Origin of the sequence: Methylomonas montana, from assembly GCF_030490285.1 — a bacterium.
GTDB lineage: Bacteria > Pseudomonadota > Gammaproteobacteria > Methylococcales > Methylomonadaceae > Methylomonas > Methylomonas montana.
Map to the genome: position 1 here is coordinate 1867686 of NZ_CP129884.1, position 13979 is coordinate 1881664.

Below are 13979 nucleotides of genomic sequence, written 5' to 3' on the forward strand. Positions count from 1 at the left end.
CGGATCAATATCCTGTGCAACAGTCACGCCAAGACCAAAGTAGATATAGATGATCTTCGCCCGGTCCCGGATAGGTGCGGCCCGCCCCCCACTTGAAGGTGGTTTCGCCGATGGCGTGATTGGACTCAGTTTCCGCGACCGGATAAAACATCGATAGCCGGTATTGCGACTTGGGGATGAAGGGATAGATATAGCCGCCGCATAAAGCATCGTTACCGGATGTTTTCCAGGCCAGTCCGCGCCGATGCAAGGACGCCGTGGCACGTGTGGCCAACAAACTGGTGATACGCGGATCGGTGCCGTAACTGGTCGGCGAAATCCCGGATAAGGGATACATGTGACCCCAGGCACCGGCACACCAGAACAAGGCATCCAAGGGATTGCCGGTGGCGGCCGCTGCGGCATCGGCGACACAGGCGGAAATGGCCACCGGATTGGCAAACAACGCCGTTTCCGGACTGGTGAAGAACGCCAGCAAGTCACTGTTCCAGGTGGGATCGAGCTCGGATACATACAGCAAATCAAAATCCCGGTAGCCGTCACTGTTGCAGCGACCATCCCAGAATAGATCTAGCAGGATGGTCAGCGGAAAGGCAAAATAGTGGTAATTGAAAAATGACATCTCGCTGGCATCGAAGTCCGCCTTGCCGGTGGTGGCGATTAGACGCACGTTCGAGGCACTGAATTTATGGCCTCCCAAAGCCGGCGAGCACCAGGGATTGCGGACGATCTCGATCAGCCTCGCCGGATTCCAAAGACCCATGGTCATGCCAAGTTCCGGAATTCCCATCGGATCGGTACAGAAGCAAAACTTTTCATCGGTGGCGATACTTGGTACGTTGCCACCGCCCAGCGACGCCCCGGCCGCTCGAATCGGAAACAAACAGCTCCAGCAAATATCGGTGACCAGCTTGCCGGACCACAATTCGGCATCCGAGCACAACGGATCGACGCTATTGGTTGTGGTTTCGGCATAAAGCGGGGTTGCCAGTGTTATCAAGCCTCCCAAAATCCAAGGGAAAACGAATCGTTTCATGACCGCTCTCCCGAAGAGACAGGCAGTTTTCGTTCATGAACAATCAGACGGTTGCCTGATTGTTCGATGAAAGACGGCACATGCTGTAACTGAAAACGGCTGCGCACATCCGGCGTCAGCAGATACACCGGTGCATGCAACGTAGTTTCCAAACGCTTTAAACTGTCCCAACCTTCCTGACGCGACAGAGACGTGGCCAAATACATCACGTGGGCCTTTTTGTCCTGGCAGGACTGATGCCGAATCAGCTCGACTTGTCCCGGCACCGTGGCATCGAACACCATCAGGCATAAGCCAAACGGCATTTTGTCCAATGGGTTGACGGTTTGTCCGGCTCGGATGATCAGCTGCCCGTTGGGCGCCGCCAAATCGCGCGGTGCGGTAATGCTCAGATCCACGGACCGATCGCGATCCTCCTGAGCAGTAGGTAAGTCTTCAAATTTCTGCTGTTCCCAAAACCGTGCAATCGCCTGTTGCTGCTTTTGTTTCCAGTCGATGGTATTCATCCGGCGTTTGATTTCGTCAAGCAAGTCGATTTCGGCAATCTCGCTGACATCGCCTAACGTTCCCAAATCACCCTGCTTGCCGGCTTTGAGTTGATCGTCCAGCCATGACAAACTACTGACGCCATGAATGTGTAAACGGGATTTCCCATCCTGTTCGACGATAATGTCAGGCACCGACGTCACCGACCAGCGCTGAAAATGGGTGGGATCGATGATGATGTTGGGCAGTGGATCGATGCCCTTCAGCAAGCGCTTGAGGTCCGCCATCAACGCCGGCAGTTTTTGGCCGGGTTTGGGGCCGCGAAACACCAGTAACACATTGTCCCGGCCGGCCGCTTCTTCAAAGATGCCTTTTAGCGCCGTATCGCCGAGTGAAAACGAGACAAACAGCAGTGTGAGTGGTTTGTTCGAAGGGGATGTCTGCAGGCCGCCTGCCGATCCTGTCGATAGTGCCTTTGCTCGCATCGCTTGCGAAGCATCCAAAACTTGTTGCGCCTGGCGTTTTATTTCCAGTTGTTCAGATTGACCATTCAACCACTCAGGTCGAGGCTGGCCTTCCAAGGCTTGCAAATTGGCCTGAGAACGATCTAGCCAGGCTTCTTCAGCCGGAACCGTATGAACGCTGAACCAACAGAGCAAACAGACCGCCGATTGACGCCAAGGACGGTGGGGTCGATCAAAACAACGCATAGGCGCGTCCAATCACTTGATGGTCGTAGACATAGCCCCAGTAACGCGAATCGAAGCTTTTGTCGGTTTGCCCGGTCACCCAATAGGCGGCGGGTGGGATCGTTTCATGGCGGTTAAAACGGGTAGCCGGCTTCTTGAGTTTCTCTGTCAAGGGTAGCCCGTCGATAACTGGTTCACCGTTTATCGTGGTATGCGTCGGATCGACATGAATGGTATCGCCCGTGACGCCGGCGGCGATTTTGACAATGATCTGGCCGTCCTTAAAAAATGGCGCCATGCGCTCGGCGCGGAACGCAATCAAATCGCCGCGCCAGATGTCCTTGTTGTGGGTATCGATCAGGTAAATCCATTTATCCGGCAGGCAGCGATCGACCTGCTCATCACCGCCGATCAGAAAGCGTTGGCCGAGGTAACGTTCCACGGCTAACACCAGCAACAAAATCGGTAAAGCTTTCACGATGAACCGCACTAACGCCGCTCGGGTTTGATAGGGTTTCTGCTTGGTCGTGGTTGTCGTGGCGATAGCGACGCTTGATTGGTTGGATTGCATAGACTCACCGGGTTTGATGCTGAACATAGACATCCGCCGGTGCAGCCACCACCGCCGTCGAATCGATCACCAGATAGCCTGCGTCACTGAGCTTTTTGGCTTGACCCTGCCAGTCATCGACGATCTTGGCCATCTGCTCCTGACTGGCATTGGGCGGTATCGATTGAATCAATTTGGCACGGTCGAGCACGAACACCGGCGTAACCAGATTCAGGCGCGCCAAGGGCTGTTGTAATTGCTGTTGCGCAGCCAAACAGCCACCGAGACATCCCAGACAGACAGCGATTAAAACAGTGCTGAGCCATTGTGATTTAGCGTCCATGATTCAACTCCCGTGTTTTAGACTGGCGGCTGTCGATGAGTTGTTGAATGGCATCGCCCAGACTCAAACCTTGCCGGCGCAATTGCTTCAAGGCGTTGACATCTTCGGGTTTGGTGGAGAAAAGAATGCGTTTGAACGGATCGACGATCAGCCGTCCGATACCGGAACCCATCTCGGTAATGAAGAAGATTTCGGAATAAGCGCCGGGCAAGGTATGCACGGTTTTCAGCAGTTCATAGCCGCCGTCCGACAACGGCAAGCGCCGATCTTGCTTCATGCCTTCGATGACTTCGGCTTTTTGACCGAGCAAGTACATATTGGCGGAGTTCTCGACGATGGCCCGGCCGGCGGCGTTTCGGTATAAATCGTTCACCGACTGAGTGATGGTCACCGCCGCGCCGCCATATTTGCGAAACCGCCGGTAGCCGTGCTCCATGAACTTGGCCACATCGCCTTCGGTGAGCAAATCCCAGGCTTCGTCGATGATGACGATCTTCGGGCGGTTGCGTTCGCCCAGATACATTTCCTGCTGGATTTGGTAGATCAGTTGCAGCAACACGACTTGTTGCAGATGCTTGCGGCCCTTTAGCTCTTCCAATTCCAGCACGGTAAAGTCGTTGGCGAATTTGGCGTTGTTCTTACCGTTAAAATAGCGGCCATATTCGCCTTTAGTGGTGAATGGAAATAACTGCTCGCCGACATCCTTCAAGCGTTGATCGGTTTCGGCGCAGAGCTGCCGGGCGATGTCGTCGACGGACATGGCCTGAGCCTTTTCGGTCCAAAGCTGTTTCAATATCCGCTTGAGACCGGCGGTTTGAAAGTCGGTCAACTTCTCAGTCGGCGCCGCCATCTGACTGACCAATCCGGCTAACATGTCGGCTTCTTCCTCGAAGTTTTGCACGATTTCAAACGGGTTCATGCAGATGTTTGAACCATGAGTGAATTTGACGAAATCGCCTTCCAATACTTCACACAGGTTTTCGTAAGAGCGGCCGACATCGATCGCCCAGATTTGCGCGCCTTCGGTCAGATAGCTAACGATGATCTCGTTGGTCAGAAAGGATTTACCTTTGCCGGATTCGGCGGCGATGCACAGGTTGTAGTTGCCGGTGGTGTCGAACAACGATACCGCCATGTGTTCGCCGTTACGGGAGACGAAATTCAAGGTCGGCGTCCCGGTGCCGGCCCAATCACCGAACAGCGGTAATAACGGAATCGCATGGCGCGTGGCCAAGGTGCGATAACGTTTCAGGTCGGCAATCGCTGAACGTTCCGGCCCAAAGGGTAAACAGTTCAGGAAAAACGGCATGCAGAAATACTTGTCTTCCAAAAGCTGAAAGCCCAATTCCCGAAAATACACCCGAGCATTGGACACCGCCGCCGCTTCTTCCTGTTCGTCGCAAAACAGCAGTACACCGAAATACGCCCGGATCGGTCGATCACCGTCACGGTAGGCGTCAAACAACACGTCGAAATGGTGTTTGCGTTGCACCAGCACCGGTAGAAAACGGGCTATCGGCGTATTGACCTGATTGGTGATGAATTGCCGAACACCTTCCTGGTGGGTACGGGTCGATTCAGCGTCCGGGTAATGCAGGGTCAGACTGAGCAAGGTGTTTTGACGAATGCCGCGGGTGCCGGACAAAATGTCGCCCAGATAACTCTTGGCGCTGCCGAAATAAAAATGATCCGGTGTGCGTTTGGCGGATAGGGTTTTTACCCGTTTTGATCCAAGCCAAATGCCTTTCTCGTCGGTTCGAATTGCGTTATCGAAATCCAGCAATTGATCCCGTATCAATTGGGTAGTATCGCACTCAGGTACTACCCGGTCTTTCCAGCCGGCATCGGGCTGCCAGTTGAGTAGTGTGTTCAGGATGCGCACATATTGATCAGCCCCCAATACCTCCGGATACAAGCCAATGGTCGACAACGACTGTTGCGTAGCGAGTTGCAATTCAGTTGCCCGGCGGATGTCACTTTCACTGGGCCGGGGATGCGCCATGGGCAATTTCACGGTCACGAAAATGTGACTGCGCCGCAAGCGAGCCCCCGAGATCGATTCCGGCGGTTTGGTGGTGCCTTGTCGCAGAAACTCGATACTGGCTTGAGTCATGGTTTTATAGGTTGGCTTTTGCTGTTTCAAGCGGCGGGTCTGCATGATGGCCAGCGATTCTTCAATATCCGGTGATGTCCAGAGCGACACTTGCAATAGCGTTTCGGTCGGCCAGTCCTGGTTTAGCAACACGTTGACCCGCGCGGAGACGCTGGCATCGGCACCGGTCAGCGGTCGGCACAGAAAACCAAAGCCAATGCTGCTATCGGCCATCAAGAACAGATGATGGTCATATTCATAAGCCAGTACCGTGAATAACTGATCGGCACGTTGGCGTTGCGCGGTGGTCATGGGGTCTGATCCTCGAAATACAGGTGTTGCATGGCTTCGGTTTGATGCTCGGCACGCAGGCGAATCGTAAAGGGATGTCGACAAACGCGAACCGCACGTTTTTTGCGTTTCAACTGCCGTGCCCTGGCCGGATGGCAGGGGTTGATCGGCTGGCCATTGGCGGCTTGGACCTTGACGGTCCGCTTATCCTTCGCCAATGTGCAAGGGCGGCGGTTGCCCGCCGCGTTCTCGGTATCAATAGTTGAACCGGTCATCGTTGTTCCAGGCCTAAATCGTGGCCGTCACGATGTTGGTGATAATGGTCGGTGCCGCAAACAGGCCGACCCCGCTGGCAATCCCCAGTACAAAGCCCATGATGCTGCCACGCACGACACCGGCGACCAGGCCGACGATGACGAACACGATGGCGATGATGCGGCCGAGCAAGCCTTCCACCCAGCCGGTCAGCAAGGTCCAGACGTTGTTGAACTCGGTACCGCCAGCACCGGCCATGGCGTCGGATGCCATCAACATAAAAAATAGCGATGCCAGGGTCACCAGTACCCCGGTTCGATGCGATGTTTTCATCAAAAATATCCTCTATGTAGTTAAAAGACGGTTGCCCGTCGAATCTCGGACGTTCAGTCCGGCAGGTTTTAAGCGGTTGCCCGCTCACTCTCGGAGGGGGTGTGTGACCTGCGGTGAAAGGGTTTAAGGATCAAGGCAATTTATTACCCAATCGATTTACCTGGCTCTCGTCGTCAGCTGTATCGACGCTGGATCGTTTCTCCGCTGGGCGTTGCTCGACTTGCAGCGGGATCAACGACGCACTGGCTGTCGGTGCCGCCTTGCCGATCATCCAACGCCGGGGTTCTAGTTCGGTGTAGACGTAGTTGGACACCATCAAATCGCCCTCAGCATCTTCCCAAGGCGCGATCCAGATGCGCATCACCTGGGATGGCGTCCGAATCGGCGTGGGATCTTCGATCTTGGGCACGGGTTGTTGTAACGGTGGTGCGAGTGCCGGTGTCGAGGCAGACTCCAATTCCTGGCTATTTTCCGGAGGGGCTTCCGGCAACGCCGTATTGGTCACCTGGTAGGCCTGCGTCGTCGACAGACAGCTGGGTTCGTCCGGCATGCCTTTACAGCCGTAGTCGGTGGCGCAGCCGGTGGTGATGGCGATCAGCAGTACACTGAGGCTATAAATAGAAAACTGATGAAAGCGTTTCATGGCTTTTTCTCCGTGGCGTTTGTGTTTTGTGCGTTTGTATCGGGCGTTGTTGCCAGACTGGGCGACGGTTTTGGTTTATCGGCCAACCAATCGGCTAACGCCTCGGGTGCGCCACTGTGCGTGCGACCGTCCGGAGCAATCAGAAATGGCACACCCTTCAAATCGAATAACTTGGCGGTGACCACGGCTTTTTGCAGCGGCTCTTTGTTACATTGAACGGGCGGTTCGCTCGGCAAGCCGGTGTAATCCTGTTTCAACAAGCGGTCGCGCACGGCGTCTTTGGCTTTTGTCTCGTTGGTTTCCAACTGACACGCCAGTTGCACGACGATGTTTTGCGATTCGGGGCCGAGGATGGGGACCATCACCAGTTTGAAGGTGTATTGGTCTTGCAAGGCTTGCAGGTCTTTCATGACCTTGCCGCAATATGGGCAACGCGGATCGATGAATACCAACACCTGGCCTTTGCCGTGGCCGACAGTCACGGCGCCAAGGTCGTCGGCCTTGAGTTTCATCCGGGACAGATCGATGCGATTGGCGATATTGTCGATATCCGCCAGTGCCTTGATTTCCTGCTGGGTCCAGATGTCCATCAATTTGCCGCCGTAAAAGGCAAAGCGGCCATTACTGGAGATAAACACCGTCTGCTCGCCGGATTTGACCATCTTCAGGCCCGAGATCGGCAAGTCTTGCATGCCTTCGATTTTGATCGACAGCAAACCGGCGGCAATATCCGAGACCGCCTGCTTTTGCGGATTGGCGGCCAGGGCGATGGATGTACCGATTAACGTGGCTATCAATAAAGAAATTTGGCGTAGCGTCATAACGACCTTTGGAGTTGGGTTAAAGAATCAGCTCGGCGACTTCAGCTTCAGCGCCGTGCCTTTTTGCACGATGAAGTTGACTTGGCGGGTGGCATCGACTTCGATGACCGGGTAAATCTCTTCAGCCATGTCCATGTAAAAATGCGACAGTCGCTCCATGGCATAACCGGCGCCTTTCAGGGCACCGCCTTCCATCGACTGCGAGGAAAACGCGCTTTGAAACGGTGTAGTACCGGAAAGCGCCCCCAGACCGCCGGTCATCAACATTGGAATCTGATTGCGGCCGAAGGCATCGGAAAAGCCGCGCAGGAAACCGGCCATCATGGATTGGGCGAGTAGCGCGCCTTGTTTGGAAACGACGCGGCCACGCACCCCGTTTTTGCCGTCTTCGCCGGTGGCGTAGGCATTCATCGGGACTTCGATTACGCCACCGTCCTGGCGTACGCAGGAAAAAGTCTCGCCGCGAAAGTAAGCGCGCTCGGCACTCAAGTCGCCAAAGCCGGCTGCCAGCAGAAAGCACTCCCGCACATCGGCATGGAAACGGTTGGGCAAGATGGCTTCCTTCTTGATCCGGAACAGCACCGGCATGGGTTCTTTCTTGGCTTTTTTGCCGGTCGGGGCATCGAGACCATTCAACAACACGCCGGTCAAAATACTGCCGGCGGGGATGAAGACATCGCTGCTGGCGTGATCACGGTTCGAGCGGTCTCGACCCTCGCTAGGGGCTGCGTCTTTGTCTTTACCATTGGACTGCTCAGCGCCTTCCTGGATGACGCGAATTTGCATCGCCGCCGGTGCTTGGTTATTGGCTCGTGCTCCTGAGACGCCGGAATTGCTAGCAGTCGGTGCGGGAATAGCGGCTTGCTCGAACACGCGGTTGAGATCGTCCTGGCCGTTGTCGAACGGCGGATAGCCTGGGCGGCGGTTTGACGGTCTTCCCGGTGTCGTTGGCTCCACGGTGGTTTGACTGACGTCGCCAGGGTTGCCAGCCACTGCCGGTGTAGACGATTTGTTCTTCAACGACTCCACTTCGCCGGTGACTGCCTGGAGTTTGGCTTCATAGGCTTCGCGTTCCGCTGCCGTCCATTGTTTGAAACGGATTTCGTCGGATTGCTGTTCCCGGCGCTGCTGTTCTTCGATGGCCGCCAGTCGGCGGGCTTGCTCGTCGTTCTTCTGCAGCAGATCTCGCAATTGCGCGGAAATGCCGTCGATGCCCAGCGAGCGCGGATCGCTGTCGGTCAGAATGTGTTGAATGGTGGCCTGTTTGCTCAGCGGTTTGCTGACTTCCGGGGTAACCGTGGCCAGCGCGATGATGACGGCCAACAGCACGGTACCAATGCTGCCAACGGCCATATTACGTTTGGCGCTCGGACTCAAGCGTGTCCACCAGGTATCGACGCTGGCCATTAGGGTTGACCTCCGCTCAGTAACGAAGGCCGCAAACTGGATGACGCCTCAGGCGATTGTCGGACCACGACATACAATTCGGTCGCTTCCTGCGGTTTCAATACCACGTTGGGCCAGATCGAAACGGCGAGCACGTCCTGTTGCGTCGTCGCGCAACTGCGTTCGTCGAACTCGAGCATCTCGCTGCCGGTATTCTTGGCAAGCCCCACCAAAATCAATCGATCCTGGCTTTCCAGAACTTGGCCGGTTTTAATCTGCACGCGGTCTTGCAGGCAGCGAATCTGTTCCTGCGGCTTGGGTTCTCGGAGTGAAAACCCAGGCGGGGTCTTTTGCATACCCAAATCCCGAAACAGCGATTTCAGTTGGCTGATGTAGGCCTGTTCCTGTTGGCTTGAGGTTCGACTTGCGGAATCGGCGCGTTGCCATTGGTTCAGCAATTGGTAGCTGTCCTTATCCAGATCGAGGTGGATTTCCCGCGCCGGAATGCGTTTGGGGATCAGGGTTAGGGATAGTGCGATGTCCTGGTTGTCGCCGGGCGTGATGTATAGCGTGACCGGCGTTTCGTCGGCGGTGGCGACATAAACGATTTTGCCTTTGGTACTGGTGGTGGCTTGGCTAGTGGTCGTGACCACCGGATGTTCGAACGGCGTGACCAGGCGATTCAAGTGGCCGACGGCAATTGGCATCAGTTCGTTGATGCCGGGTTTGACGGCAATGTGTTGCGGCCCGATTGAAGTGGCTGATGTTGAGGTTAACGCCGTCGCTTGCTGTTTGGCAGCTTTCAAGACGCTGGCATCGACCGGCGGTAACTCGATGCCAAAATCTGGCTGCGACGGGACACCTGGCTGCGATGAGGAAGAATCTTCGGCCACAGTGGTTGCCGGTGGTAACACAGTCACGGGTAATTCATCCGCAGACAAGGCAGTGCTAACGGTCAGGAATAACAAAATTAGCGGGAATGAGCGATTCATGGTCGAGCCTCGCGGGTTTGGCCTTGCAATGCTTTCAGACGATCCAAGGTTCTGGGGGAATCCGGATACACGTCGATGTATTCCAGCCGGGGGCGATAGTTTTTGATGGCGATGATGAATTCGTAGGTACGGGGTTTGACGTCGGGTTTGGAACTGGGGCCTTGGCTTTTCAGTTCGCCGCTGACGAAGACTTTGTTAGTCTCGGCTTCGTAATCGACATGACGCGGGGTGAAGCTGATCGCGACCCGATCCATTTTGATGGCCTTGATTTGATCGCTCATGGCATCCAGGACACTGCGGTAAATATCCGGCGCTAATAGCGGCTCGACCGCAGTTTTCAGAAAATCGGCATTGGCCGGCGTGGTATTGCCGAGGAGTTCAGCCAGGAACAAGCCCCAGGACTCTTTGAACTCGCTGGATGCCTGGCTGCGCGTCACTTCGACTTCCTGTGTCAAGGTCGGTGGCACCAGAATGATGCTGCGCTCGGTTCGCCAGGCGGCCAGCGAGGTAACCACACAAATGACCAGCAAGCCAATGATGACGACGCGGCTAAACCGGTTCTCGCTCTCGTGCCCGTCCCAGGTCTGCAGAAAATCCGACCATCTCATGGCAGAAACCGGCGGATGTAGGGATTGGGAATGCTCTGCGCGCGATTAGGCAACAGGCCCAGCCAATACAGAGCATGCAAGGTATAGCCGTCAGGCCGGTTATCGCGGAAACGCCGGTAAAACTTGACCGCGATGAATCCGAGCGCCAAGCCGGGTATGAACTGATCGATCAACATGCCGGTGAGCATGCTGACCATGAAGGGTACGATCTCGTCCGCGCTCCACAGCAAAATATGAATCGGATCGTCTATCGATTGGGGGATGGCAACGGGTTCCATAATGACCTCTGGTTGGGATGGTCATTATTGTGAAGAAGATTTTTGGTAGGTCATTTGCAGCTGACGACGAATTTGCGCTCAGCTGCAGATGTTTGGTTCTAATAACTCGATAGGGGGGCTATTGTTACCTTGAGTTGTTAGAACCAATTACCGACAAGGCGGGGCGGCGTAAAAGGCCGACAAGTACATCAAATTGCTCCAAGGACACTAGCTCTTCTAATTTATTGCTTCAATAGCGGCGGCTTTTCCACTGCATTGCCGCTATCGCGGCATCAATAATAAAAACACAAAGAATTTATTCTGAAAAAACAATTATTTATAAGCGGCATGAAGTTTGCAAGGTAAGAGATCAGGCGCAACGTGTTTGTCTTTCTGCGAAATCTATTGGGACAAACTTAACGAACGTAGCCGATATCTGAAAATATTTTAATTGGAGTTTCAAATGAATAGAGAATTGTTTTCTCTCAAAAATTACCAGGGTATAAATTCATGGAAATTACGGAAGATGTCGTTATTGGCGCTAGCGAGTGCGGTGTCGCCTAGCGTATTGGCGCTGAATACCGGAACTGATCTGAATCTGTCTTTAAAGCCCATTGCCGGTGGCATGGCGGGCGCCGCTTATACTAAACCTCAAGAAGTTTCCGCCGCGTTGTTTGGCAATCCTGCCACCTTGACACAATTTAAAGGCTTCAATTTTGGTTTAGGAGCGGCCATTCTCGAGCCTGAAGTGGACAATTATCAAAGTAACAACGGATTTACCAACCATTCCCATAGTCTGGCCCAGAATTACATTGCGCCCGATATTGCTCTCAGTGGGGAAGTGTCGCCTGGTTTTGTGATTGGTGCAGGGGTTGCGGTTGATTCCGGCCTGGGCGCCGATTATCGTACGCAGCCAATCAATGGAGGGGCCGGACTCGGGCTGGGTGGCGCCGGAGCCGGCGGCGCGGCTACCTTGCCTTTGAATGTGGAATTGCTGTCATTTAGCGCCAATGTGGGGACTGCTTATGAGTTGACACCCAAATTGTCATTAGGCGCTGCATTAACGGTAGGATTCGGTTTGGGCCAGTTCGGGACTGCGGGAAATACTACGGGACTTGGCGGTTTATCGGGTGATTTTGGGGGGACAACGTCCAGCGTACATAATATTTCAATTCGTGGCGCTTTCGGTGCAACTTATCAGCTCACTCAGGATGTAAAGATAGGCGCTTCAGTAAAGACTCCTTTGGAATATAACTATCGTAATGTATTGTCGACCACAGTGGGCGGCGCTCAGGAATACCAAAGCGTAAAGGTCGAACAACCATTGGAAGCAACTTGGGGTATAGCAGCCAATCCGACCACTAATTTGTTGTTAGAGGCGGACGTAGCATGGAAAAACTGGTCGCAATCTTCGTTATATAAGGATGTCTATGATGATCAATTTTTGGCCATGTTTGGCGGGCAATATAATCTGGGGAATTGGCAATTTAGGACAGGCTACAGTTATGCTACTCAGTTGCTCCGCGACGAACCGAACGGCACGGTGGGAGGCTTTAAAGGGGTGGGGTCGCTTCCTCTTGATACCAGCGTCCCTGGTGTTCTTAATAACAACGATTTGGTTAAAGTCGTACAAACTACCTTAGGCCCGGTTGTTTGGCAGCATACAGCGACGGCAGGTTTGGGATACGCTTTTTCACCCAAGCTTAGGCTGGATGCCTTTGCGGCCTATGCTTTTGAAGGTTCGGCAAGCCGCAGTACACTGGCTTTGGGGGAGTATGCGGTTAACAGTAGCGAATGGGCGCTGGGTGCGGGGGCCAATTTCAGATTTTAAGTGATTAGCGCCGAATAATTCGCTATGGGTTATTCGGCAAAACTAGGGACTGTTGCCGTTTCACATAGGTAACCAAATGAAAGCGCAAGCCAAAGCGATGACACTTTCAAAATTACGTTTCAATTTGTCATATCGCGATGGTTCTGAAATGCTTCAGTCTTGCAAATACATTTTCAACGAGGTGGCGGTATTTGTAGAGACACCAATCCATTCCGTGATTCCCGACTGTTGAATTCTGTTTTCTAGGAATGATGGGGACACTCCCTTTCTCTCGAATTTGAATCCGTAAGGGTGTACTGTTATATCCTTTGTCAGCGACCGTGTAGTTAGCCAAAGGCAGTTTAGTCACTAATTTCAGTGCTTCTTTGTAGTCATGGACTTCACCACCGGTGACCGAGAAATCCCCAGGCTTAACAGGATGGCTTTGAATTTATTCCAGTATTCGTCCGTAAACAGCTGTCGTGGCATCGCTTGATTATCTTTTGATTGAAAAATTCAATCAATTGGGCAAATCAGTTCGATTTCAAGACTATCATTCCAAAATGGCAACAGCCCCTAATATCCAGCTCAAATCCGTAACAACCGTTTTGATATAGCCTGGTCCGCATGTCTTCGTGCAAACCTGGTTTTAGAAAATTCTCAATCGATTACCTCATTCCCTGGAACGGGTACAAGCCGCTTAATAACAATTGCTCCTTCATAAAACCGTTAGACGCTTCCCACATACAAGCTTCCATCCAGTAAAAATAGACATGTTCGGGATGACGTAACGTTTTCATAGCGAATGCGACGCCGATCATTTCGTTCACATACGGGATAAAAAACGTGGTGACAGACGTTAGGCAAACCTGAAAAAGCTCTGCCAACCTTGCCGACGGCGACCGGATTGACATATTCCAGGTTCGGTGTGGTTGGGCCGGATATTAAAAATACCGGCACATCCAGTTGTTTGCAGGCGCCATAAATCGGCTAGAGCAACGACTTATCGGCCTGTATGGTCGGAGGGCCGAATCCGGGTTCCATGTTAATTCCTCTCAAGCACCGTGTGTTCAAGGTCTTTTCAATTTATTTGGCGATGCCGATCGGTTTCGGGTGCGCACGAATGCTCTCGTTGGAGATTGGGATGGCGGGCGTGTCGCGACCGACGACTGCATGATGGATTCCCCCCCCCCTTGCGAATTTCCTCGATAAACCAATCCAGAGTTATGCGAGCGGACAAAGCGATCGTCCTGTTTAGAGCCCAAACAGCGGGGCGGTTTCATATAGGGGTGGCGGTTGTTTGTCCCGCAGCGATTGCCGCTGTAGCAGCAATCGCTGCGATTCACTGCTGAAAAATCGGCATTGAAATCGGTAAACATCTTATAAG

The 13979-nt window shown here is 53.5% G+C and carries 14 protein-coding genes and 1 pseudogene; 1 reads left to right on the plus strand and 14 read right to left on the minus strand.

Translation table 11 applies throughout. From position 1 onward, the window contains the following. Positions 1-4: 4 nt before the first annotated feature. From QZJ86_RS08675 to traL, 13 genes are all read right to left on the minus strand, one after another. Positions 5-1036, minus strand: a complete 1032-nt coding sequence (locus tag QZJ86_RS08675; protein WP_301938196.1) for a TraU family protein — start codon at positions 1034-1036, stop codon at positions 5-7. After that, entirely contained in the window at positions 1033-2232 is a 1200-nt protein-coding gene (locus QZJ86_RS08680) for a TrbC family F-type conjugative pilus assembly protein (protein WP_301938198.1), read from the minus strand. Before QZJ86_RS08680 ends, QZJ86_RS08675 begins: the two co-directional genes overlap by 4 nt. Then, complete coding sequence (gene lepB, locus QZJ86_RS08685) at positions 2219-2809, minus strand: signal peptidase I (RefSeq protein ID WP_301938199.1); 591 nt, start codon at positions 2807-2809, stop codon at positions 2219-2221. The genes QZJ86_RS08680 and lepB overlap by 14 nt, the downstream gene beginning before the upstream one ends. After that, positions 2787-3104, minus strand: a complete 318-nt coding sequence (locus QZJ86_RS08690) for a hypothetical protein (protein WP_301938201.1) — start codon at positions 3102-3104, stop codon at positions 2787-2789. Before QZJ86_RS08690 ends, lepB begins: the two co-directional genes overlap by 23 nt. Then, complete coding sequence (gene traC, locus QZJ86_RS08695; RefSeq protein ID WP_301938203.1) at positions 3094-5508, minus strand: type IV secretion system protein TraC; 2415 nt, start codon at positions 5506-5508, stop codon at positions 3094-3096. Before traC ends, QZJ86_RS08690 begins: the two co-directional genes overlap by 11 nt. After that, entirely contained in the window at positions 5505-5762 is a 258-nt protein-coding gene (locus QZJ86_RS08700) for an RRXRR domain-containing protein (RefSeq protein WP_026600537.1), read from the minus strand. Before QZJ86_RS08700 ends, traC begins: the two co-directional genes overlap by 4 nt. A 13-nt stretch (positions 5763-5775) precedes the next feature. Continuing rightward, positions 5776-6075, minus strand: coding sequence for a TraA family conjugative transfer protein (gene traA / locus QZJ86_RS08705; RefSeq protein WP_064007116.1), 300 nt, complete (start codon positions 6073-6075; stop codon positions 5776-5778). Positions 6076-6205: 130 nt separating this feature from the next. Continuing rightward, positions 6206-6718, minus strand: a complete 513-nt coding sequence (locus tag QZJ86_RS08710) for a TraV family lipoprotein (RefSeq protein ID WP_301938204.1) — start codon at positions 6716-6718, stop codon at positions 6206-6208. Further along, positions 6715-7539 carry a DsbC family protein gene (locus QZJ86_RS08715; protein WP_301938206.1) on the minus strand — a complete coding sequence of 275 codons (825 nt, stop codon included), beginning with the start codon at positions 7537-7539 and terminating at the stop codon, positions 6715-6717. The genes QZJ86_RS08710 and QZJ86_RS08715 overlap by 4 nt, the downstream gene beginning before the upstream one ends. 27 nt (positions 7540-7566) lie before the next feature. Then, the gene (locus QZJ86_RS08720) at positions 7567-8946 is read right to left on the minus strand and encodes a TrbI/VirB10 family protein (protein ID WP_301938208.1); all 1380 of its coding nucleotides are present in this window, start codon (positions 8944-8946) and stop codon (positions 7567-7569) included. Beyond that, positions 8946-9917, minus strand: coding sequence for a TraK domain-containing protein (locus QZJ86_RS08725; RefSeq protein WP_301938210.1), 972 nt, complete (start codon positions 9915-9917; stop codon positions 8946-8948). Before QZJ86_RS08725 ends, QZJ86_RS08720 begins: the two co-directional genes overlap by 1 nt. Beyond that, positions 9914-10525 (minus strand): TraE/TraK family type IV conjugative transfer system protein, encoded by a 612-nt coding sequence (locus QZJ86_RS08730; protein ID WP_301938212.1) that lies wholly within the window; start codon positions 10523-10525, stop codon positions 9914-9916. Before QZJ86_RS08730 ends, QZJ86_RS08725 begins: the two co-directional genes overlap by 4 nt. Further along, entirely contained in the window at positions 10522-10803 is a 282-nt protein-coding gene (gene traL, locus QZJ86_RS08735; RefSeq protein ID WP_301938214.1) for a type IV conjugative transfer system protein TraL, read from the minus strand. The genes QZJ86_RS08730 and traL overlap by 4 nt, the downstream gene beginning before the upstream one ends. A gap of 442 nt (positions 10804-11245) precedes the next feature. Here traL and QZJ86_RS08740 point away from each other — a divergent pair, with 442 nt between their 5' ends. Then, complete coding sequence (locus QZJ86_RS08740; protein WP_301938215.1) at positions 11246-12613, plus strand: OmpP1/FadL family transporter; 1368 nt, start codon at positions 11246-11248, stop codon at positions 12611-12613. A gap of 60 nt (positions 12614-12673) precedes the next feature. On the opposite strand, the pseudogene QZJ86_RS08745 reads toward QZJ86_RS08740, so the two are convergent. After that, positions 12674-13022 (minus strand): annotated as a pseudogene (locus tag QZJ86_RS08745) (transposase); the annotation flags it as partial. Positions 13023-13979 lie beyond the last annotated feature (957 nt).

What these genes read in the sequence shown, in the direction of transcription:
- QZJ86_RS08675 (WP_301938196.1), bottom strand. Translation starts at nt 1,036, where the DNA reads ATGAAACGATTCGTTTTCCCTTGGATTTTGGGAGGCTTGATAACACTG.
- QZJ86_RS08680 (WP_301938198.1), bottom strand. Translation starts at nt 2,232, where the DNA reads ATGCGTTGTTTTGATCGACCCCACCGTCCTTGGCGTCAATCGGCGGTC.
- lepB (WP_301938199.1), bottom strand. Translation starts at nt 2,809, where the DNA reads ATGTTCAGCATCAAACCCGGTGAGTCTATGCAATCCAACCAATCAAGC.
- QZJ86_RS08690 (WP_301938201.1), bottom strand. Translation starts at nt 3,104, where the DNA reads ATGGACGCTAAATCACAATGGCTCAGCACTGTTTTAATCGCTGTCTGT.
- traC (WP_301938203.1), bottom strand. Translation starts at nt 5,508, where the DNA reads ATGACCACCGCGCAACGCCAACGTGCCGATCAGTTATTCACGGTACTG.
- QZJ86_RS08700 (WP_026600537.1), bottom strand. Translation starts at nt 5,762, where the DNA reads ATGACCGGTTCAACTATTGATACCGAGAACGCGGCGGGCAACCGCCGC.
- traA (WP_064007116.1), bottom strand. Translation starts at nt 6,075, where the DNA reads ATGAAAACATCGCATCGAACCGGGGTACTGGTGACCCTGGCATCGCTA.
- QZJ86_RS08710 (WP_301938204.1), bottom strand. Translation starts at nt 6,718, where the DNA reads ATGAAACGCTTTCATCAGTTTTCTATTTATAGCCTCAGTGTACTGCTG.
- QZJ86_RS08715 (WP_301938206.1), bottom strand. Translation starts at nt 7,539, where the DNA reads ATGACGCTACGCCAAATTTCTTTATTGATAGCCACGTTAATCGGTACA.
- QZJ86_RS08720 (WP_301938208.1), bottom strand. Translation starts at nt 8,946, where the DNA reads ATGGCCAGCGTCGATACCTGGTGGACACGCTTGAGTCCGAGCGCCAAA.
- QZJ86_RS08725 (WP_301938210.1), bottom strand. Translation starts at nt 9,917, where the DNA reads ATGAATCGCTCATTCCCGCTAATTTTGTTATTCCTGACCGTTAGCACT.
- QZJ86_RS08730 (WP_301938212.1), bottom strand. Translation starts at nt 10,525, where the DNA reads ATGAGATGGTCGGATTTTCTGCAGACCTGGGACGGGCACGAGAGCGAG.
- traL (WP_301938214.1), bottom strand. Translation starts at nt 10,803, where the DNA reads ATGGAACCCGTTGCCATCCCCCAATCGATAGACGATCCGATTCATATT.
- QZJ86_RS08740 (WP_301938215.1), top strand. Translation starts at nt 11,246, where the DNA reads ATGAATAGAGAATTGTTTTCTCTCAAAAATTACCAGGGTATAAATTCA.